This is a genomic window from Paraburkholderia sp. J41, assembly GCF_905220235.1.
In the GTDB taxonomy this organism is placed as follows: Bacteria; Pseudomonadota; Gammaproteobacteria; order Burkholderiales; family Burkholderiaceae; genus Paraburkholderia.
Genome location: NZ_CAJMZE010000030.1, coordinates 1 through 19,512 on the forward strand (window position 1 = coordinate 1; position 19,512 = coordinate 19,512).

Annotated in this window: 17 protein-coding genes and 1 tRNA gene; 5 read left to right on the plus strand and 13 right to left on the minus strand. The window is 65.3% G+C overall.

The annotated features are described in order from the left end of the window. Positions 1-81: 81 nt before the first annotated feature. Positions 82-1,677, minus strand: a complete 1,596-nt coding sequence (locus tag U5805_RS24590; protein WP_322106116.1) for an APC family permease — start codon at positions 1,675-1,677, stop codon at positions 82-84. Positions 1,678-2,111: 434 nt separating this feature from the next. Between U5805_RS24590 and U5805_RS24595 the strand changes: the two genes are divergently transcribed. Beyond that, entirely contained in the window at positions 2,112-2,315 is a 204-nt protein-coding gene (locus U5805_RS24595; RefSeq protein WP_027797379.1) for a cold-shock protein, read from the plus strand. A gap of 194 nt (positions 2,316-2,509) precedes the next feature. Here U5805_RS24595 and U5805_RS24600 read toward each other — a convergent pair whose 3' ends face one another. From U5805_RS24600 to U5805_RS24610, 3 genes are all read right to left on the minus strand, one after another. Next, complete coding sequence (locus U5805_RS24600; RefSeq protein WP_322106117.1) at positions 2,510-3,769, minus strand: Hsp70 family protein; 1,260 nt, start codon at positions 3,767-3,769, stop codon at positions 2,510-2,512. Between the two features lie 269 nt (positions 3,770-4,038). Further along, the gene (locus U5805_RS24605) at positions 4,039-4,641 is read right to left on the minus strand and encodes a nitroreductase family protein (RefSeq protein ID WP_322106118.1); all 603 of its coding nucleotides are present in this window, start codon (positions 4,639-4,641) and stop codon (positions 4,039-4,041) included. Positions 4,642-5,190: 549 nt separating this feature from the next. After that, complete coding sequence (locus tag U5805_RS24610) at positions 5,191-6,477, minus strand: MFS transporter (protein WP_322106119.1); 1,287 nt, start codon at positions 6,475-6,477, stop codon at positions 5,191-5,193. 210 nt (positions 6,478-6,687) lie between these two features. Here U5805_RS24610 and U5805_RS24615 point away from each other — a divergent pair, with 210 nt between their 5' ends. After that, complete coding sequence (locus tag U5805_RS24615) at positions 6,688-7,374, plus strand: TetR/AcrR family transcriptional regulator (protein ID WP_322106120.1); 687 nt, start codon at positions 6,688-6,690, stop codon at positions 7,372-7,374. A gap of 68 nt (positions 7,375-7,442) precedes the next feature. Further along, on the plus strand, positions 7,443-8,030 hold the full coding sequence (locus U5805_RS24620) for a DUF1415 domain-containing protein (RefSeq protein ID WP_322106121.1): 588 nt from the start codon (positions 7,443-7,445) through the stop codon (positions 8,028-8,030). Between the two features lie 9 nt (positions 8,031-8,039). On the opposite strand, the gene U5805_RS24625 is transcribed toward U5805_RS24620, so the two are convergent. Then, the gene (locus tag U5805_RS24625) at positions 8,040-8,906 is read right to left on the minus strand and encodes an SAM-dependent methyltransferase (protein WP_322106122.1); all 867 of its coding nucleotides are present in this window, start codon (positions 8,904-8,906) and stop codon (positions 8,040-8,042) included. 377 nt (positions 8,907-9,283) lie between these two features. Here U5805_RS24625 and U5805_RS24630 point away from each other — a divergent pair, with 377 nt between their 5' ends. Then, positions 9,284-9,604 carry a DNA-binding protein gene (locus U5805_RS24630; protein WP_322106179.1) on the plus strand — a complete coding sequence of 107 codons (321 nt, stop codon included), beginning with the start codon at positions 9,284-9,286 and terminating at the stop codon, positions 9,602-9,604. A 159-nt stretch (positions 9,605-9,763) separates the two neighbouring features. Here U5805_RS24630 and U5805_RS24635 read toward each other — a convergent pair whose 3' ends face one another. Next, a complete protein-coding gene (locus tag U5805_RS24635; protein WP_322106180.1) occupies positions 9,764-10,915 on the minus strand; it encodes a class I SAM-dependent methyltransferase in 1,152 nt (383 codons plus the stop codon). Positions 10,916-11,165: 250 nt separating this feature from the next. Between U5805_RS24635 and U5805_RS24640 the strand changes: the two genes are divergently transcribed. Continuing rightward, a complete protein-coding gene (locus tag U5805_RS24640; protein ID WP_322106123.1) occupies positions 11,166-13,856 on the plus strand; it encodes an Eco57I restriction-modification methylase domain-containing protein in 2,691 nt (896 codons plus the stop codon). Here the strand turns inward: U5805_RS24640 and U5805_RS24645 are convergent. From U5805_RS24645 to U5805_RS24675, 7 genes are all read right to left on the minus strand, one after another. Beyond that, positions 13,833-15,677, minus strand: coding sequence for a glycosyltransferase family 39 protein (locus tag U5805_RS24645; protein WP_322106124.1), 1,845 nt, complete (start codon positions 15,675-15,677; stop codon positions 13,833-13,835). The genes U5805_RS24640 and U5805_RS24645 overlap by 24 nt on opposite strands. 4 nt (positions 15,678-15,681) lie before the next feature. Further along, positions 15,682-16,086, minus strand: coding sequence for a GtrA family protein (locus U5805_RS24650; protein WP_322106125.1), 405 nt, complete (start codon positions 16,084-16,086; stop codon positions 15,682-15,684). 1 nt (position 16,087) lies between these two features. Further along, positions 16,088-17,083 carry a glycosyltransferase gene (locus U5805_RS24655; protein WP_322106126.1) on the minus strand — a complete coding sequence of 332 codons (996 nt, stop codon included), beginning with the start codon at positions 17,081-17,083 and terminating at the stop codon, positions 16,088-16,090. A gap of 225 nt (positions 17,084-17,308) precedes the next feature. After that, positions 17,309-17,384: transfer RNA gene (locus tag U5805_RS24660), tRNA-Thr, on the minus strand. Between the two features lie 18 nt (positions 17,385-17,402). Continuing rightward, complete coding sequence (locus U5805_RS24665) at positions 17,403-17,918, minus strand: ClpXP protease specificity-enhancing factor (RefSeq protein ID WP_322106127.1); 516 nt, start codon at positions 17,916-17,918, stop codon at positions 17,403-17,405. Between the two features lie 79 nt (positions 17,919-17,997). Beyond that, on the minus strand, positions 17,998-18,609 hold the full coding sequence (locus U5805_RS24670; protein WP_027797364.1) for a glutathione S-transferase N-terminal domain-containing protein: 612 nt from the start codon (positions 18,607-18,609) through the stop codon (positions 17,998-18,000). A gap of 109 nt (positions 18,610-18,718) precedes the next feature. Beyond that, positions 18,719-19,510, minus strand: coding sequence for a cytochrome c1 (locus U5805_RS24675; RefSeq protein ID WP_415914657.1), 792 nt, complete (start codon positions 19,508-19,510; stop codon positions 18,719-18,721). Positions 19,511-19,512: the final 2 nt, after the last annotated feature.

The following is a 19,512-nucleotide window of genomic DNA, read 5'->3' on the forward strand; positions in this document are numbered from 1 at the left end:
ACCCGCCTGAATCGCTTCAGGCGGGTTTTTCTTCATGCGCTAGGCGCCTGACGACGCGCGGCGCGCAGGCTCAAGCGGCGCTCAATGCGAGCCGATGCCTTCGAGCACTTCGTCGTGTTCCTTGCGTTCCTCGAGGTACGGCGTGCGATAACCCGAATGCACGCCCCAGTAATAGAACACGAGCGAGAACAGCGCGACCACCAGCATGTCCCAGCCGTATGGCAGCAGGCCGCTGCCGCCGAACTGCTTGCTGCCGACCAGCGAGAGGATCGCCATGACCGGCAGATAGGCGCACAGCCACCAGGCGGCCTTCAGGTCCGCGCCCCAGCCGCCGAAACCCTGCTTCGCCTGGAAGTAGAAGTAGACGGGCAGCGCGACGACCATCAGCAGAATGATTTCGCCGGTCAGCGGCCACTTCGCCCAGTACAGGATCATCGACGCGCAAACGAACGCGAACGGCGCGATCACCTTCATGAACGGTACGGTCAGCGGACGCTCCAGGTCCGTGGCCGCGCGCTTGAGCGCCATCAGGCTGATCGGGCCGGTCAGGTACGAAATGACCGTGGCGACCGAGATCACCGCCGCGAGCGAACTCCAGCCGCGGAAGAAGAACATGAAGATGAACGAGACGAGCAGGTTGAACCACATCGCCTGGCGGGGCACGCCGTAGAACGGGTGGACGTTGCCGAACATGGCCGGCATCGTGTTGTTGCGCTCCATCGCGTAGATCATGCGCGAGGTCGTGGCCATGTAGGTCGTGCCGGTGCCGCTCGGGCTCACGAAGGCGTCGATGTACAGCAGGATCGCGAGCCAGTTCAGGTTCAGCGCGATCGCGAGTTCCGCGAACGGCGACTTGAAGTTGAACGTGTTCCAGCCCTTCGCCACGTCGGCCGGCGAAACCGCGCCGATATAGGCGATTTGCAGCAGCACGTAGATCACGAGCGCGCAGACGATCGAGCCGATCACCGCGAACGGCACGCTCTTGGACGGATTGCGCGCTTCGCCCGCGAGGTTGATCGGGCTCTGGAAACCGTTGAACGCGAACACGATGCCGCTCGTCGCGACCGCCGTGAACACCGCCGACCAGCCATACGGCGCGAACGTGCTCGCTTCGCCGAAGTTTTCGTGGTGGAAGCCCGTTGCCATCAGGCCGATGATCGTGAGACCCGGAATGATGAACTTGAAGATCGTGATGGCGCTGTTGGCGCGCGCGAACAGCTTCACGCCCCAATAGTTGAGCATGAAGTAGACCATCACGAGCAGCGCGGAAAGTCCCAGCCCGGAATGTGTCAAGGACCCGTCGACAAAGAGCGCGTGCGCCCAGTCGTAAGGCCAGGTGCTCATGTACTGAATGGAAGCTTCGGCTTCGATGGGGATCACCGAAACAATGGCGATCCAGTTCGCCCATGCGCTGATGAAGCCCACGAGCGCGCCGTGCGAGTAGCGCGCATAACGCACCATGCCGCCCGATTCCGGGAACATGGCGCCGAGTTCGGCGTAGGTGAGCGCGATGGCCAGAATGACCACGGCGCCGATAATCCAGGCACAAATGGCGGCGGGGCCGGCGATCTTCGCGGCCTTCCATGCGCCGAACAGCCAACCCGAACCGATAATCGACCCGAGGCCGGTGAACATCAGCGCGAACGGGCCGATGTTCCGTTGAATAGAACTTTTCACGTCTTCTCCTGTTTCAAGAACAGCTCGACGCCAGGCTATCCCGTCTGTTTTGCGGGCGGGTTTCCCCATGGCGGTCGCACCTCCACACGATAAATTGCACCCGTAGGCGCAACTTGCCGCGCGGCGCGTAGTTTAACGGTTGCACCGTTCGAAGGCTCCAAAAAAGTGCGTCTTAATACAAAAAAATCATTTGCTTATCAAGATATGTAAGGTTACGTTTCGACCCCAGGTTAAAAAACCTCGAATTTTCCTGAATCCCTGGTTGACCTTCCTGAGAATTCGCCGTATAAAGTTCGGGCAGGATTTCAAGCGGCGAGTGTGAATAGGTCTTTCGTAGTTCGCCCATCAACGGTACTCCGGCTGGTCCCATACCCCTTCCTTGATTTTCATGCACCTCTCGGGCTTCGGCCTTCATTCATTTTTAGGAAAGTAATATGGAAACCGGTACCGTCAAGTGGTTCAATGACGCTAAGGGCTTTGGCTTTATCACCCCCGACGGCGGCGGCGAAGATCTGTTCGCTCACTTCTCGGAAATCAAGGTCGACGGCTTCAAGACGCTGCAAGAGAACCAGAAGGTTCAATTCGAAGTCCGTACGGGCCCGAAGGGCAAGCAAGCCGCCAACATCAAGCCGGTCTAAGTACCTGAGCTTCGCAGGCGCTAACCAGCCAGGTCGATAGACCCGCTGGCAAGCTTACCGAAAAACCCCACGCTTCTCCTCGAAGGTGGGGTTTTTTAACGCCTGCCGTTTTTACGTCCGGCTCACCGCCGCGCGCCCACGGCCATTTGCGCAGAGCGCCCGCGCGCAGTCGCCGCGGCGCGCAGCGGGACTGCTCAGCCGAAGAGGCGCTGCGCGTGAATGCCGAGCCCCGTCGCCACGCTCGCGAGCCGGTCGCCGAACACGGGTTGCGCACCGGGAAACGCTTCCGCCAGCGCCTGAGTGAGAAACAGCAAACCCGTCGAGCCGCCCGTGAAATAGAGCGCGCTCACCGCGCCGGGCGCCACGCCCGCCGCCTGAACCGTGTCGCGCGCGGCCTGCACGATGCGGCGCGTTTCCTCGCGGCCCGCGTCCACGAGCTGCGCGTCGTCGAAAGCAAGGCGCAGGTCCGATTCCACGGCTTCCAGGTCGATCATCGTTTCTCCGCCCGCCGACACCCCGATCTTCGCTTCCTCCGCGCGCGCCATCAGCGCATGGCCGAGGCGCTGCTCCACCACGCGCATCAGCCGGTCGTGCTGCCGCGCGTCGCGGTAAAGGTGGCGCATGAGCTTGAGATCGGTGACGCGCTTGGGCGTATAGATCGTGTTGATGAGGTGCCAGGTCGCGAGGTCGAAGTAGATGCGGTTCGGCACTTCGCGGCCTTCGGGATCGAGCGAGCGATAACCCAGCTCGCTCAGAATGCTCGTGAGTTCGACGCGACGGTCGAAGTCCGTGCCCGCGACGTGTACGCCGTGATGCGCGAGCACGTCGTCCTTGCGTTCGAGTCGCGACATGCGGTCCGGCCCCACGCGCACGAGCGAAAAGTCCGAGGTGCCGCCGCCGATGTCGGCGACGAGCACGAGCCCTTCCTTCGTCAGACGCGATTCATAGTCGAACGCCGCCGCGATCGGCTCGTACTGGAACTCGATCTCGCGAAAGCCCACGCTGCGCGCAGCGGCTTCGAGCTGGTCCTGCGCGAGACGGTCGGCGCGCGGGTGTTCGTCGACGAAAAACACCGGGCGGCCGAGCACCGCGCGCGCGATCGGCGCACCGGCGCAACGCTCGGCGCTGCGCTTCAGGTGTTCGAGGAAAATCGCGATGATGTCGGTGTAGCGGATCGCGCTGCCGTCGCCGAGATCGGTGGTGGTTTCCGCCAGCGACGAGCCGAGAATGCTTTTCATCGAGCGCATCAAGCGCCCGTCGAAGCCGTCGATGTACGACGCGAGCGCGGCGCGGCCGAATTCGCGCGTGTGTTCGTCGACGTTGAAAAACACCGACGTCGGCAAGGTGCTGTGCTCGCCTTCCACGGGCGCGAGGCGCATGCCGCCGCCTGCCGCCGCGGGCAGCGCCACGGCCGAATTGGAGGTTCCGAAGTCAATCGCGCAAAAGCTGGTCATGGCAAACGCGCGTCGCAGGCGAACTGCGCACGCTTCAAGGAAGGACGGGGGAGGACCGGCTTTGTATCACGAAAGCGCGGCGCGGGGCAACCGCGGCGCCGTGGTATGTCCCCGCAAGCCGTGCGGCGCGAGCGGTGCCGCGCGGCCAATAAAAACGCGCGGGGAACGCCCGCGCGCGGTCTCTGGGTGGTGCCTGCGGGGTGCCCGGTAGTGCCGGCGCGGTGCCGATCTGATGCGCCGCGCTCGCGACGCGTCGGAAAGCGCGCCGCTCAGCCCTTGAACGGCTGCTTCCAGCCGTTCTCAAAAGCGATATCGCCGATATTCGCCCGCGCACGCTCGGCTTTCTCGCGGTCGCGCAGCACCGGTTCGAGCTTGTCGGCGTCGCCGTAATGGCCGATGGAGATGATCGCGAGCGGCTCAACGTCGTTCGGCAGCGCGAATTCGGTGCGAAACGCGTTGACGTCGAAGCCGCTCATCTGATGCGCGGCCAGCCCGAGTGCGTGAGCCTGAAGCACGAGCGACATGGCCGCCGCGCCCGCGTCGTACTGCGCGGTGCGGTTCACCTCGCCCTTCGACGTGAGCGTTTGGGCCGTCACGGCGATCAGAACCGGCGCCGGCTGGTTCCATTGCTGATTGAACGGCACGAGCGTGGCGAAGGCGCGCTTGAACGCGGCTTCGTCGGCGCTGCGGTCGAACACGATGAAACGCCACGGCTGCAAGTTGTAGCCCGACGGCGCCCAGCGCGCCGCCTCGATGACCGCGTGCAGCGCCTCGCGGCTCACCGGCTCGTTCGAATACGCGCGCGGGCTCCAGCGGCCGGCGATCAGTTCGTGGATGGGCACGGCTGTCGGTGCGGGTTTGTGCTTCGTCATGCCTCTGTTGTCCTTGGATGGCGGGCGCCTCGCCCGGGGACACTAGGATAACCGCCGCGCGTGAAATACGCTCAACCGTGCAGGGTGGGGTTTCGCGGCTTTTATGCGGCGGCAAATGCGCAACGACGGCGATTTCGCGGGCTTCGAAGGTGCGCCGGGCACGTCTGCCGGGGAACGTCTGCCGGGGAACGTCTGCCGGGAACGTCCGCCTGAAACGTCTGCCTGAAGAGTCCGCCTGAAAAGTCCGCTTGAAACGTCCGCTTGAAACGTCCGCTTGAAACGTCCGCCTGAAAAGTCCGCCCGAAAAGGTCTGCCTGAAACGTCCGCCCGAAAAGGTCTGCCTGAAAAGTCCGCCCGAAGCTTCCGCCCGAAGCTTCCGCCCGAAACATCCGCCCGAAACGTCTGCCTGAAACGCCCGCCTGAAACGTCCGCCTGAAACGTCCGCCTGAAACGTCCGCCTGAAACGCCCGCCCGAAGCATCCGCGCGAAACATCAGCATAAACGGCCGATTCGAGCATTCACTTCGAGCGTCGGCTCAAAACGCCCGCTTCAGGCGGCCGTCTGCATGCCCACGCGACGCGAGCCGCGATTGATCCGCAGCACCAGAAGCGCCGCCACGAGGCACAAGCCGCCCGAGATCATCGACGCCACCGTGTAGGTGCCGAGGCTCGACCGCAGCAGCCCCGCCCCGAACGCCGCGAACGCCGCGCCCAGTTGATGCCCCGCCACCACCCAGCCGAACACGATGGGCGCGCGCTCCTTGCCGTAGACGTCGGTGGCGAGACGCACTGTCGGCGGCACGGTCGCGATCCAGTCGAGGCCGTAGAACACGGCAAAGATCGGCAGCCCGAAAAAGTCGATGCCAAACGCGTGCGGCAAATAAATCAGCGAAAGGCCGCGCAGCCCGTAGTACCAGAACAGCAGCACGCGGCTGTTGAAGCGGTCCGAGAGCCAGCCCGAGAGCGTGGTGCCGAACAGGTCGAAAATGCCCATCGTCGCCAGCAGCGAGGCGCCCTGCACTTCGGTCATGCCGTAGTCGCCGCACATGGCGATCAGGTGCGTGCCCACGTAGCCGTTGGTGCTCGCGCCGCAAATGAAGAAGCTGAAGAAAAGCAGCCAGAAGTCGCGCGTGCGGCTCGCGGAAAAGAGCGCGTCGAAGGCAATCTTGAGCGGATTCTGCTGCGGCGCGGGCGGCGCCACCGGCGCGTCGTGCGGCTCGCCGAACGGGCGCAGACTCACGTTCGCGGGCCGCTCCGGCAGCAGCAGGATCACGAGCGGCACCACCACGGCAAGCGCGGCCGCGACCACGAGCACCACGCTCTGCCAGCCGTGTTTCTCGGCGACGGCGGCGAGCAACGGCAGGAACACGAGCTGGCCCGTGGCCGAACTCGCGGTGAGAATGCCCATTGCCAGGCCGCGATGCGTGGTGAACCAGCGCGTGACGACCGTGGCCGACAGCGAGAGCGCGGCCACGCCGGTCGCGCCGCCCACCATCACGCCCCAGATCAGGATCATCTGCCAGGGATGCGTCATCAGCGAGGAAAGCGCGACGCCCGCCGCCATCGTCACGAGCGCCGCCAGCAAGGTAGGCCGCACCCCGAAGCGCTGCATGGCCGCCGCCGCGAACGGCCCCATCAGGCCGTACAGCGCGATGTTCACGGAGATCGCGAGCGAGATCGTCGCGCGGCTCCAGCCGAACTGGTGTTCGAGCGGGATCATCATCACGCTGGGCGTGGCGCGCGTGCCCGCCGAGGCGAGCAGCACGAAAAACACCACCGCCACGACGAGCCATCCGTAGTGAAAACGCCCGCCCAACCGTTTCGCTGCCCAGTTCATCCCTGCTCCTGATTGCGCCGCGCCGCTGCCGGCGCGTGCGTGTTCGCGTCTTCGTCCGTCCGATCTTCGCCCGTCCAAACCGGGCGGCATGGGCGGATGACATGGCATCGCATGCCCGCCGGATTGTTACCGATCGGTCACAAGTGTGTTGCGATAGTAGTGACCGGTCGGTAACATTGTCAAGCAATCCCCTGATCGCGAGATGTCATCATGGATCACCGAAGCCCCGCCGAAACGCCCGCGCTCGAACGCCAGCGCGGTAAAGACGGCGCAAGCGGCAAGCGCCGCAAGAACGGCGACGACGCGCGCCCGCAAACCCCCGGCGCGCGCGCGCACGAGCATCTGCTGCGCGCCGCCGACGAATTGTTCTACCGCGAAGGCGTGCGCGCCGTCGGCATCGAAGCCGTGATCGAGCGCGCGGGCGTCAACAAGATGAGCCTGTACCGTCAGTTTTCGTCGAAGGACGATCTCGTGGTCGCGTATCTCGAATGCCGCGACGCGCGCGTGTTCGAGCGCTTCGACGAAAGCGTGGCCAAGCACCCCGGCGAGCCCGCACGCCAACTGGTCCAATATTTCGAAGATCTGGCCGCACGCGCCGCGCAGCCTGACTATCGCGGCTGCCCGTTCGTGAACGTCGCGACCGAATTCCCCGACGCCGCGCATCCGGCGCGGCACACCGTGGAGCGGCACAAGGCAAAGCTGATGGCGCGTTTCACGGCGCTCGCGGCGCAAGCCGGCGCCGCCGATCCCGTCGCGCTCGCCGAAGAACTCGCGCTGCTCAACGAAGGCATCTACGCCGCGAGCCAGACTTACGGCCCCGGCTGCCGCCAGATTGCCGCCGCGCCGCGCATGGCGAAGCGGCTGGTCGCGGCGGCTTGCGCGAGCGCGCCGGCCTGAACCGCCTGCGACAACGGCGACGCCGCATGCTCGGGCGGCGGCGCCGTGCGCGCCGGTAAAATGACGCGATGACCGAAAACGCCACGCCCGCCACGCCTTCCGTCGCCGATCCCGAGCGCGCAGCCATTCTCGACGCCACGCGCCACTGGCTCACGCGCGCCGTGATCGGCCTGAATCTCTGTCCCTTCGCGAAAAGCGTGTACGTGAAGCAGCAGATTCGCTACACGATCAGCGAGGCCACCGATCTCGAAGGTGTCCTGATCGATCTCGAACGCGAGCTGCAAGGGCTCGCCGAAGCCGATCCCGCCGCCATCGACACGACGCTGCTGATCCTGCCCCGCGCGCTCGCCGATTTCGCCGATTTCAACGACGCCACCTGGTTCGCCGAGCGTCTCGTCGCGCAATTGCGCCTGCAAGGCACGCTTCAGGTGGCGAGCTTTCACCCGCAATTCCAGTTCGAAGGCAGCGCGCCCGACGACATCGAAAACTACACGAATCGCGCGCCTTACCCCATCCTGCATCTTCTGCGCGAGGCCAGCATCGAACGCGCCGTGGACGCATTCCCCGACGCCGCCGACATCTACGAGCGCAATCAGGCAACCTTGCGCAAGCTTGGCTTCGACGGCTGGCGCGAGTGGATGAACCAGCGCGATTGACGCCGCGCCCTACGCTTGCACGGCGTCCGCCTCGGCGGCTGCCTCGCCTTCGTCGACGAAGAAACGCTCGCGCATTTCCGCCAGCCCGAAGGTGTCGAGAATCTCGTTGAGCCGCGCCGCCGGGCGCTTGCGCGGCAAATCCTTGTACTGCGCGATGATCAGCTCGTTCTTCATCGAGTGTTCCCAGCCCACCAGTTCCGTCACGCTCACCTGATAGCCGTGCGCTTCCAGTTGCAGGCAGCGCAGCACGTTGGTGATCTGGCTGCCGAATTCGCGCGTGTGCAGCGGGTGACGCCAGATTTCCGTGAGCGCCTGCCCGAGCGACTTGCCCTTGTTACGCCGCAGCACGCCCGCCACTTCGGCCTGGCAGCACGGCACCACGACAATATGGCTCGCGTGCTTCTTAAGCGCAAAACGCAAGGCGTCGTCGGTAGCCGTGTCGCAGGCGTGCAGCGCGGTCACGATGTCGACGCGCGCCGGCAGTTGCGACGACGTAATTGATTCGGCCACCGAAAGATTGAGGAAAGACATCCCGCCGAAGCCCAGCCGCTTCGCGAGTTCCTGCGAACGCGCCACCAGTTCGTCGCGCGTCTCGATGCCATAGATATGTGACCTGTCGCGCTGATCCTTGAAGAACAGGTCGTAGAGAATAAAGCCCAGGTAGGACTTGCCCGCGCCGTGGTCGACGAGCGTGACGTCGCGGCCGTCCGCCTTCAGTTCCTTGAGAAGGGGTTCGATGAACTGGAACAGGTGATAGACCTGCTTGAGCTTGCGGCGGCTGTCCTGATTCATCTTGCCGTCGCGCGTGAGGATGTGGAGCTCTTTTAGCAGTTCGATCGACTGATTGGGGCGGACTTCGTAGTTCTTGCTGGACATCGGCGTGGCCTGGGAAACGATGGCACCTGCCGCGAAACGTGCGACAGGCGACAGAAGGGACTCAATAGTTCTGTCATTTTACGGAAAATGCAGCGCGAGGCCGTCGAACCCAAAAGAGCGGCCGGTGTCGTACCCCTATCCGTCACGCTGACCCACGTGCGGACGGCAGGGAGGGGTTGATCAGAAGAGACACGAGGATTTTTTTCGTCCCCGATGCCCAGAAAGGACCAAAAAGTGGCGCGGCCAACCGGCTACGTACCGGATTGTGCACGCAGTGGGAGGTCGCACCGGGATCGCCGGTTGCGATAAATCAGGCCGGCGCAGCCTCGCTGCGCGAACAGCGTGCGACGCGGCACGGCCTTGCATGGGGCATGCAGATGAATACGATACCCGACGGAAACGCAGAGCAAAAATTCCAGGAACTGCTTACGAAACTCGTTGCCGTTCCCGACTGGACAGAGAAGCAGCAGCTCGAGCTGGAAATGGCGCGCGACATCTCGCTGGAGATGCTGCGCGTGGCCGAAACCATGCGCGACGGCGCCGCCGATCTCGAGACCTGCCTCATCTTGCTGAAATACGCGAAGGTGCTCGATTTCGTCATGTCCGCGCTGGCTTCGCGGCGCGATATCAAACCGCAAACCCTGCGCGTGATCTTCAAGCTCGCCGGCCTCAAGGTCGACGAAGCCTATCCCGGTTAGCCTTGCGGGTTTCCGCCCGCGAGGCCGCCGCGCCATCGGCGGCGGTCCGGCGGCACCGCAAAGTATCCGAATTGCGAGCCGTCGCGGCATTCCCGCCTTCGGCTCGCCTTCCCGCTTTTTGCCGGGTTCGCGGCGATCGCTTCCGGCCTCACCCGTCCCTTATTCGGCACGCACCTTGAGCCGCCACAGCGACGTGATTTCGGCCGCGCGCGCGCGATGGAGCGAATCGGTGGGATCGGCGGCCTTCGGGTGACGCGGCCGAATGTCCTCACGCCCCGCCACTTCGAGCCCGGCCTGCACGATCAGCTCCACGAGCGCCTCGCGCGTGCGCAGCCCGAGATGCTCCGCGAAATCGGAAAGGATCAGCCAACCTTCGCCGCCCGGTTCGAGATGGTCCTTCAAGCCGCCGAGAAAGCCGCGCAGCATGCGGCTTTCGGGATCGAACACCGCGTACTCGATGGGCGAGGCGGGGCGCGCGGGCACCCAAGGCGGATTGCAGACGACCAGCGGCGCGCGGCCCGGCGGAAACAGATCGGCTTCGATCACCTCCACCTGCGCCGCGAAGCCCAGCCGCTCCAGATTTTCCTTCGCGCAGGCCAACGCGCGTGCGTCCTGGTCGGTGGCAATCACGCGCTTGACGCCGCGCGACGCGAGCACCGCCGCCAGCACGCCCGTCCCCGTGCCGATATCGAACGCGCGCTCAAGCGAAGGCAACGGCGTGCGCGCGACGAGATCCACGTATTCGCCGCGCACCGGCGAAAACACGCCATAGTACGGATGAACGTGCGCCCCGCCGAGCGCCGCGATCGGCACGCCCTTCTTGCGCCATTCGTGCGCGCCGATCAGCCCGAGAATTTCGCGCAGCGAAACAACCGAAGCTTCGCCGTCCGGCGCGCCCCACGCTTCCTCGCACGCGGCCCGCACGTCGGGCGCGCGACGCAGTTCGATACCGTAGTCGCCCTCAAGTTGAATCAGCACCATGCCGAGCGTGCGAGCGCGTTGGGCCTGCGCCTGGCGATGCAGATGGAAGGCTTCGAGCGACGAGGCCGGCGCCTTGGGCGCGGCAGCCTTGCGCGCCGGCTTGCGTTCGCCGCGGCGCGCCATGGCTTGCAGCAACTGGCGCGCGTTCTGATAGTCGCCGCGCCACAGCAGCGCGGTGCCCTCGCACGCGAGCCGGTAAGCCGCGTCGGCAGTCGTGCGGTCGTCGGCGATCACGACGCGCTTTGGAGCGGGCACGCCCGCTTCGGAACGCCAGCGCACGGTGCGCGGGCCTTCGGTGTCGGGCCAGGTAAGAGTGGGATGGTCGGTCATGGTCGAATAAGCGATGCGACGGGCTTCCATTAACGGCGCAGGCCGTCGCGTTGAGCGGCGCCATCATATAGCAGAGCGGCGGCGCGCGGTCCGCGCGGTATCGCGTCCAGCACGAGGCCGGCGCCGTGGCACGGTCGCGTTGCGTTGGCTGCATCATCGCGCAGCCGCTCGTGCGCGTCGATACGGCCGAACGACATAGGACGAATCCACACCGCGTCCCGAGGCGAACGCGCGCCGTGCCGCCTGTAGAATGAGCCGCCTCGTTCCGCCGATTCCCGCTTTCCTGAATCCCATGCCCGCCACGCCCTCGCCGACACGCCCACGCAGGCCGCGCACACGCCGCGCCCGCGCGCCGCTCGACGACGGTTTCTACGCCGGGCTGCTGCATCTCGCGGGCTTGCGCGAATGCGCCGCGGGCTCGGGGCGCGGCGTCACGCGTCGCGAACCGCACGAACGGCAGCGCGGCACGCTCGTCGAACTCGCGCTCGAACGCATCGCCGCGCACGCTCCGGCTTCGCTCGACGAACCGGCACGCTTCGCGCTCGCGTTGCGCCTCTGCATCGCGTGGATCAGCCAGCTCGTGCTGCTCAAGGTGCTCGAAACGCGTCTGCTCGCGCTGCACGACGGCAACACAGTGCATGCGCTGCTGCACGCGAGCCGGTTGCGCTCGTTCCGCGATCTCGGCGCGCTTTGCGACGCCGTGTTCGGCGGCGGCAGCGACGCACGCTTCGCGCAGCTTCCCAGGCTCGACGCCGTGCGCTTTTGCACCGATCTCGACGCGCGGCTCGTCGATATCGGCGCGCTCGACGATTCGGCGACGCTAACGCCTTTCGGCCGAACGCAGCACGCGGGCGAAACGCACCTGCTTCCCCACTTGCTGGATTTTTTCGCGGCATTCGACTTTTCGAGCGGCATCGTGGCACGGTCGCGCGACGCAACGCCCGCGCGGCCGTGCATCGACGCCGCCGCGCTCGGCCTCGTTTTCGAAAAGCTCAACGGCTATCGCGACGGCGCGTGGTACACGCCCGCCAGCGTCGCCATGGAACTCGCGCGCGCAGCCGTCACGCGCGCCGTGCTCAATCGCTCCGCTCAAGCCGGCCAAACCGGCAAAGCGCATCAATCGCCGCTCACGAGCCTCGATCAGTTGTCCGAATCAATAGTCGATCGCGATACGGTACGCGAGATTTTCGATACGTTGCGCGTATGCGATCCGGCCGTGGGCTCGGGGCATCTGCTCGTTTCCGCGCTCAACGAAGTACTCGCGCTCAAGGCGCGCTTCGGCTTGCTCGCCGCGCTCGGCGACGCGAGGCTCGTTGTCGTCGCGGATCGGCTGCACGTCACGCACGCGAACGGCGAGCCGTTCTGCGCGCAACGCGATCGCGCGGCGCTGCGCGAGATCGACGCGATGCTGTATCGCGAGAAGCGCCGCATCGTAGCGCGTACGTTGTTCGGCGTCGATATCAGCGAGGATGCGGTGTGCATGGCACGTATGCGCCTTGCGATCGAATTGCTCGAACATGCCAACTTCAGCGATTTCGGCGACTTCGGCGATCGCCGCGATCCGGTGACTCGAGCCGCGTCTTCGCCGCTGCCCAATCTCGCGGCGAATCTTCGGCAAGGCAACGCGGCATTGAGCGACATCGGCATCGACACTCCTTCGCGCGAGGGCGGCGCCACGTTCGCGTGGACACGCGAATTCCCTGCCTTGTGCGCGTCGAACGGCGCGTCGAACGGCGGCTTCGAAGGCTTCGACGCCGTGATCGCCAACCCGCCGTACATCGACTCCGAACGCATGATCAACGCAGGCCAGAAGCCGCTGCGCGAAGCGCTCGCGCGCCGCTGGCCGAGCGCGAAAGGCAACTGGGATCTGTACATCGTGTTCATGGAGCTTGGCCTCGCGCTACTGAAACCCGGCGGCGCGATGGCGTATCTCACGCCCGACAAGTGGCTCGCCAAACCGTTCGGCGAAGCGTTTCGCGCGCGGCATCTGCGCAAGATCGAGCGCATCGTGACGCTCGGGCGCGAGATATTCGACGAAGCCCGTGTCGACGCGATCGTGACGATCTTTCGCGCAAACGATCTCGATGCGATCACGACCGCGCGTCTCGGCCCCGCGTCGCTCGTCGAACTCGCGCGCGCGGACCCGTCGACGCTCGCCGCGCCGTGGATGCTCGACGCGCTGCTTTCGCCGCACTACGCGTTCGCGCGGCGCGTGATGCGCGCGCATCCGCCGCTCGGTGCGCTGTTGCGCTGCGAGAACGCCTGCGCGACCGCCGACGCTTACCGGCTCGCGCCACTCATCGAAGAAGCCGCCGACGTCGAAAGCGAGCGCGCGGCGCGCTGCTATCGCGTGGTGAACACGGGCACGCTGGCGCGCTACGTCTCGCGTTGGGGCGCGAAACCGATGACGTATCTCGGCCGCCGCTACGACGCGCCCGTAGTCGATCACGCGCGCTTCGCCGCGACGTTCGCGAACGGCTACGGCGCAAAGGCCGGCGCGAAGAAAGTGATCGTCAAGGGACTCACGCGGCTCGACGCTTCGCTCGATCTTGCCGGCGACACGATCCCCGGCAAGACCACGCTCGTCCTGCGCGGCGACGACGAAAACCGGCTCAAGTTCGCGGCCGCGCTGCTCAATTGCCCGCTCTCGGCGTTTCTGCTTCGCGAGCAATACGGCGCGTCGAGCTACAACGGCGGCGTGGCCTTCACGAAGGCGATGATCGACGCCTTGCCCGCGCCCGCCGATCCCGCGTTGCACGCGCGCGTCGTCATGCTCGTCGATCGTTTGCTTGCCTGCGCGGACGCGCACGAGGCGGGCCGCGCGAGCGCGATCACCATCGCGAACCAGATTGATGCGGCGTTTTACGCAGCGTTCGCGTTGACGGAAGAGGAAATCGCTTTAGTCGAAGACCGCGCCTCAACGCGCATCGTGCAAGGATAGTTTGCACCACTGATAAATTTGCGTGCCCTTGCCGATTCCCGCGCGGTACGACGCACATGAGGCACGGTCGAGATCGAAGCCGTTGCGCGCGAACATCTGCGCCGCCACGTCGAGATTGGCCCGGCTTTGCGCCGCCGTATCGAGCACATCGTCGGCGCGCAACGCCAGCGCGCAGCGCTCGGCCGCCTGCGTACCCGGCACGACCGACGCATGGAGGCGAAGGCGCGTGACGGTCCAGCGCAACGCCTGGCAGCCGCCCTCGCCGCGTGTGAGCCCGAGACCGCCGACGATGGCGTTCATCGTCGCGATATTGTCCAGCCGCCAGTTGTAGGCGCCGTCGACGATCGCGTAAACCGGGCCGCCGCGCGCGCTCGCGACCTCGCGGATGCGGGCGCCGAACGCCGGCGTGCCGGGAAAACTGCTGTCGATCTGCGTGAAGGCAACGGTGTCGGGAAAGAACGTGGCGAGCCATGCCCAGGCGCGCGCGCCGGTCGTGGCAATCACCACGGTCGTGCGATCGGGCTGCGAAAGCGCGGGCACTTCGGCGTGCCAGAGCGGATCGGACCACGGCTCGTGGCCCCACGTGCGCGCGCCGCCCGCGACCACCACGGCGGTGGCGATCGACAGACACCAGCACGCGATGCGCCGCGCCGCCGCGTAGGAAGCGAGGCGTTGCAGCAGCAGCCAGATGGCGAGCGGAGTCAGCACTTCGATCGCCACGAGATAGCGGTAAATGCTGAAGCCTTCCATCCACACCAGATAGCCGATGGCAACGAACGCCAGCACGAAGCGCTGCCGCGTGTTGGAGGCCGTTGCGCGCGCGCGCCCCTGCAAGCGCCGCACGCCAGCAGCGGCGAACAGGAGCCAGTAGAGCGTGTAGACGATCGCCCAGATGATCTGGTGCAGCGGCACTTCGCCAAGACGCTGCGAATGCACGCTGAAAATGTACGGCCAGAACAGCGTTTCGAACACGCCGTGCGGGCGCCAGCGCGCGTCGCCCATCGCGTCCGGCTGAACGAGCGGATCGGGAAACCATGCGGCGAACTGCGGATACAGCGGATTGCCGAACGTCTTCCACATATGAAAGAGCCAGTAGCCGCCCGTCGCCGCGAAGCCGAGCAGCACGCCCACGCCGAACACGAACGCGAGACGCACGCGCACGATCGGCCGCGCCGGATAGAACAGCAGCGCCGCGCAGAGGGCGACCGCGCTGACGGCATTCGTGAGCTTGAGCCCGACTGCGAGGCCCGCGAGCACGCCCGCCGCGATCGTCCACGCCCGCAGCCGCTCCCAATGCGCGACGAGCAGCCAGAGCGCGGCGAGCGTGAAGGGCGCGGTGGTGTCGTCGCCCATCGAATTGCCGAGCACGGAAAGAAAGTTGGCCGTGAGGCAACCCGCGAGCGCGAGCAGCAGCGGCACGCGGTAGCGATCGCGCTCGGGCAGCTCGCGCAACGTGTGCTGCGCGATGCCGAGGATGAACACGAAACTCAGGCCGTGCAGCACGCCCATCGCGAAGCCCACCGCACGCGCGGGCAAATGCGTGTTCGCGAGATAAAAGAGCGCGTCGAGCAGCGGGTTGAAGTACGACTGCATGCCGGCGGGCGCGAGATCGACGCGCAGCTTGCCGTGCAGCCACGCGAACGGGTTGTACATGTGATAGTTGTACAGGTCCCAGTTGGCGTCGGCGCCAAGCCACAGCGAATAGAAGCCGAACAGGACCGGCACGAGCACGCGCGCGAGTGCGAGCGCACGCGGCGTGTTGAGGTCGATCAGAGGCCGGCGCGGCGCGGCGGCGGAGGAAATCGAGTCGAGTTGCGACATGAATTTATCGTTGCGTTCGATGACGGAAAACCCACCAGCGCGCCGAGGCGAAGTTCACGCCGAGCCCCGCGATCGAGCCCGCCGCCACGCCAAGGTAAGGCACCCACGCGGCCCACGACACGTGTTGCAGCGCGAGCACCACGACGCTGTAGGCGGCGTAGTTCGCGGCGCCGCCCACGGACATCGCCGCGAGATAGCGCCACCACTCCGCCCAGGCCGACTGCGTGCGCTGCGCGGCAAACGTGAAGCGCCGATTGAGTTGCCACGTCGTCCAGACCGCGGCGAGAAACGAGACCGCGCGGCCCGCGAAATAGCCGGCGCCGAGGTGCAGCGCGACCCACAACACGCCCGCATCGACGACGAAACCCGCCACGCCGACGAGCGCGAACCGCAGCACCTGGGCGCGCACGCTAGTTCCGTTGCGCGGGCTCACGCGGCGCGGCGAACGAGAGATAGGCAAAGCGCTTCGCTTCGATACGCCCGCGCGTCACGGTGTCGAGGACGATACCGCACGCGAGCAGAATGGCGCCGAGCAGGATGAGCGCGGCGCACAGCAGCGCAGTGGGCAGCCGCGGCACGAGACCGGTGTGCAGATACGTGTCGAATACGGGAATGGCCAGCACGATCGAAAGCAGCACGCAGCAGAAAAAACCGAGCGAGAAGAACGGCAGCGGCCGCTCCGCCTTGAAGAGGCGCGTGATGGTGAGCAGGATGCGCAGGCCGTCGGCCCACGTGTTGAGCTTGCTCTGCGAGCCTTCCGGCCGCGCGCCGTACGCCGTCATGACTTCGGCCACGGGCATGCGCAATTCGAGCGCGTGAACGGTAAGCTCCGTCTCCGTTTCGAAACCGGAAGCATGCGCCGGAAACGACTTCACGAAGCGGCGCGAAAACACGCGATAGCCCGAGAGCATGTCCGTGAAGCTTTGGCCGAACAGCGTCGCCACGCATTGCGTGAGCAGGCGGTTGCCGAAGCGATGTCCGCGCCGGTACGCTTCGCGCTCGTCGGAGACGCGCACGCCCACCACCATGTCGAGACCGCCCGCGAGCAGCGTTTCCACGAGTTGCGGTGCCGCCTTGGCGTCGTAGGTGCCGTCGCCGTCGACCATCACGTAGACGTCGGCTTCGACGTCGGCGAACATGCGGCGAATCACGTTGCCCTTGCCCTGATCGGCCACGCCGCGCACGATGGCCCCGGCCTCGCGCGCGAGATCGGCGGTGCCGTCGGTCGAATTGTTGTCGAAAACGTAAATGGCAGAACACGGCAACGCCTCGCGGAAGTCGCGCACGACGGCGCCGATCGTCGCGGCTTCGTCGAAACAGGGCACCACCACGGCTATGCGCAGGTCGCCCGGCTGGGTCGCGCGATCGCTGCGTTCGAGCGGTGTCGTTTCCGATAAACGGTCCATCGTGGCTTGTCCTTGCGTGGGTCGTGGGCGCGATTATAGGCGCTCGAAGATCGCGAAACCGGCGCGCTGCCCGACTGCACGGCTATCTCGACCGCGTTTTCGGCGCGTAAAAAGCAAAACGGGTTACGCAGTGGCTTGCGTAACCCGTTTGCTTTTGCTGCTTTGACTTTGCTGCTTTGGGGGCGGTTCGATTGCCGCGGACTTCGCAATCGAACGTCAAATGTTTGGTGCCGGCTGCAGGACTCGAACCCGCCACCTGATGATTACAAATCAACTGCTCTACCAGATGAGCTAAGCCGGCGTAGCCCGCGATTCTACCTTACTTCACGATCTTCAGGTGGCCCTTGCCGCCCTTATTGCCGTTGTCATCGTCCTTGTCGGCGGCCGGGGCAATGCGCGCGGCGCTCGGGGCCACGGGTTGCGCAGCCGGTTCGTCGTGCAACCTGGGCGCGCCTTGCGCTTCGGGCGCGCCGTCGTCCTCGTGATCTTCGGAAGACAGCACGTCGTCGGCGTCGCCGGCGGGCGATTCGACCGGGAACGCCATGCCCTGCCCGTTCTCGCGCGCATAAATCGCAAGCACGTTCGAAACCGGCACTTCGATACGGTGCGACTTGCCCGAGAAGCGTGCGTGGAACTCGACCATCTCGTTGCCCATCTGCAACTGGCTGGTCGCCTCGAAGCTGATGTTCAGCACGATCTCGCCGTCGCGCACGAACTGGCGCGGCACGCGCGTGCGGTTGTCGACCCGCACCGCGATATGCGGCGTGAAGCCGTTGTCGGTGCACCACTCGTAGAGCGCGCGCAGCAAATACGGCTTGGTGGAAATTTCTTGCATCAACGATCCTTTCGCGAGGCGGCGCTTACACCCGCGCCGTGTACGCCGCCTCTGTAACCCGAAACGGCCGGGAAACGGCTTAGCGGCGCATGACCTTTTCGGACGGCGTGAGCGCTTCGATATACGCCGGACGGCTGAAAATGCGCTCGGCGTACTTCATGAGCGGCGCGGCGTTCTTCGAGAGTTCGATGCCGTAGTGGTCCAGACGCCACAAGAGCGGCGCGATCGCGACGTCGAGCATCGAGAATTCTTCGCCCAGCATGTACTTGTTCTTCAGGAAGATCGGCGCGAGCTGCGTAAGGCGGTCGCGAATCGCAAGACGCGCCTTCTCGTGGTTCTTCTCGGCGGCCTTGCCCTTCTCGTTTTCGAGCGTGCTCACGTGTACGAACAGTTCCTTCTCGAAGTTGAGCAGGAACAGGCGCGCGCGCGCGCGCTGAACCGGATCGGCCGGCATCAGTTGCGGGTGCGGGAAACGCTCGTCGATGTACTCGTTGATGATGTTCGACTCGTACAGAATCAGGTCGCGTTCGACCAGAATCGGCACCTGACCGTACGGATTCATCACGGCGATGTCTTCCGGTTTGTTGAACAGGTCGACGTCGCGGATTTCGAAGTCCATGCCCTTTTCGAACAACACCAGCCGGCAACGCTGGGAGAACGGGCAGGTAGTGCCGGAGTACAGAACCATCATGATTTACATTTCCTCAATAAACCCAAAAGGCCGACAGGCGAAAAACCGCCTGACGGCTGAACCGTCAGACGGTCTATCGTCGCACCGCCCCACGTCGGTCAGGACGTGATTATTTGATATCTTTCCAGTACGCGGCGTTCAGTCGCCACGCAAAAAAGCTCAGAATGCCGAGGAACAGGAGCACCCACACGCCAAGCTGCTTGCGGGTTTTCTGCTCCGGTTCCGACATCCAGCCGAGGTACGCCACCAGATCGGCCACGTCCGCATCATAATCCACGGACGAAAGCTTCCCCGGAATCACGACCTGATACCCCGCAAAGCGGCGGACCTTTTCCCCGGTTTCCTCGTCCGTCGCGTCCTCGAACTTCGCCGTGCGCACGCCCTGCAACTGCCACAGCACGTGCGGCATGCTCACGTTCTCGAACACCAGATTGTTCCAGCCGGTCGGCCGCGTGTCGTCGCGGTAGAAACTGCGCAGGTACGTGTACAGCCAGTCGCGCCCGCGCGCGCGCGCTTCCACGGAGAGGTCCGGCGGCGCTACCCCGAACCACGACTTCGCGTCGTCCGGGCGCATCGCGATGGACATCGTGTTGCCGACCTTGTCGGTCGTGAACAGCAGATTATCTTCGATTTGCTTCTGCGCAATGCCGAGATCCTGGAGGCGGCTGTACCGCATCAGGTTCGCGCTATGGCAGTTCAGACAATAGTTTACAAACAATTGGGCGCCGTGTTGCAGCGAAGCAAGATTTTCGCCGTTATCGGGAGCGCGGTCGAGCGGAATGTTTTCCTGCGCCGCCGCCGATCCGGCCCCAAACGCCCAAACCGCCGCCAGCACGGCCAGCCCGGCCATCGCGCGGCCGACGCCGCGCGCGAGCGTCGAAAGCAGAGAGTGTCTCGTCATGT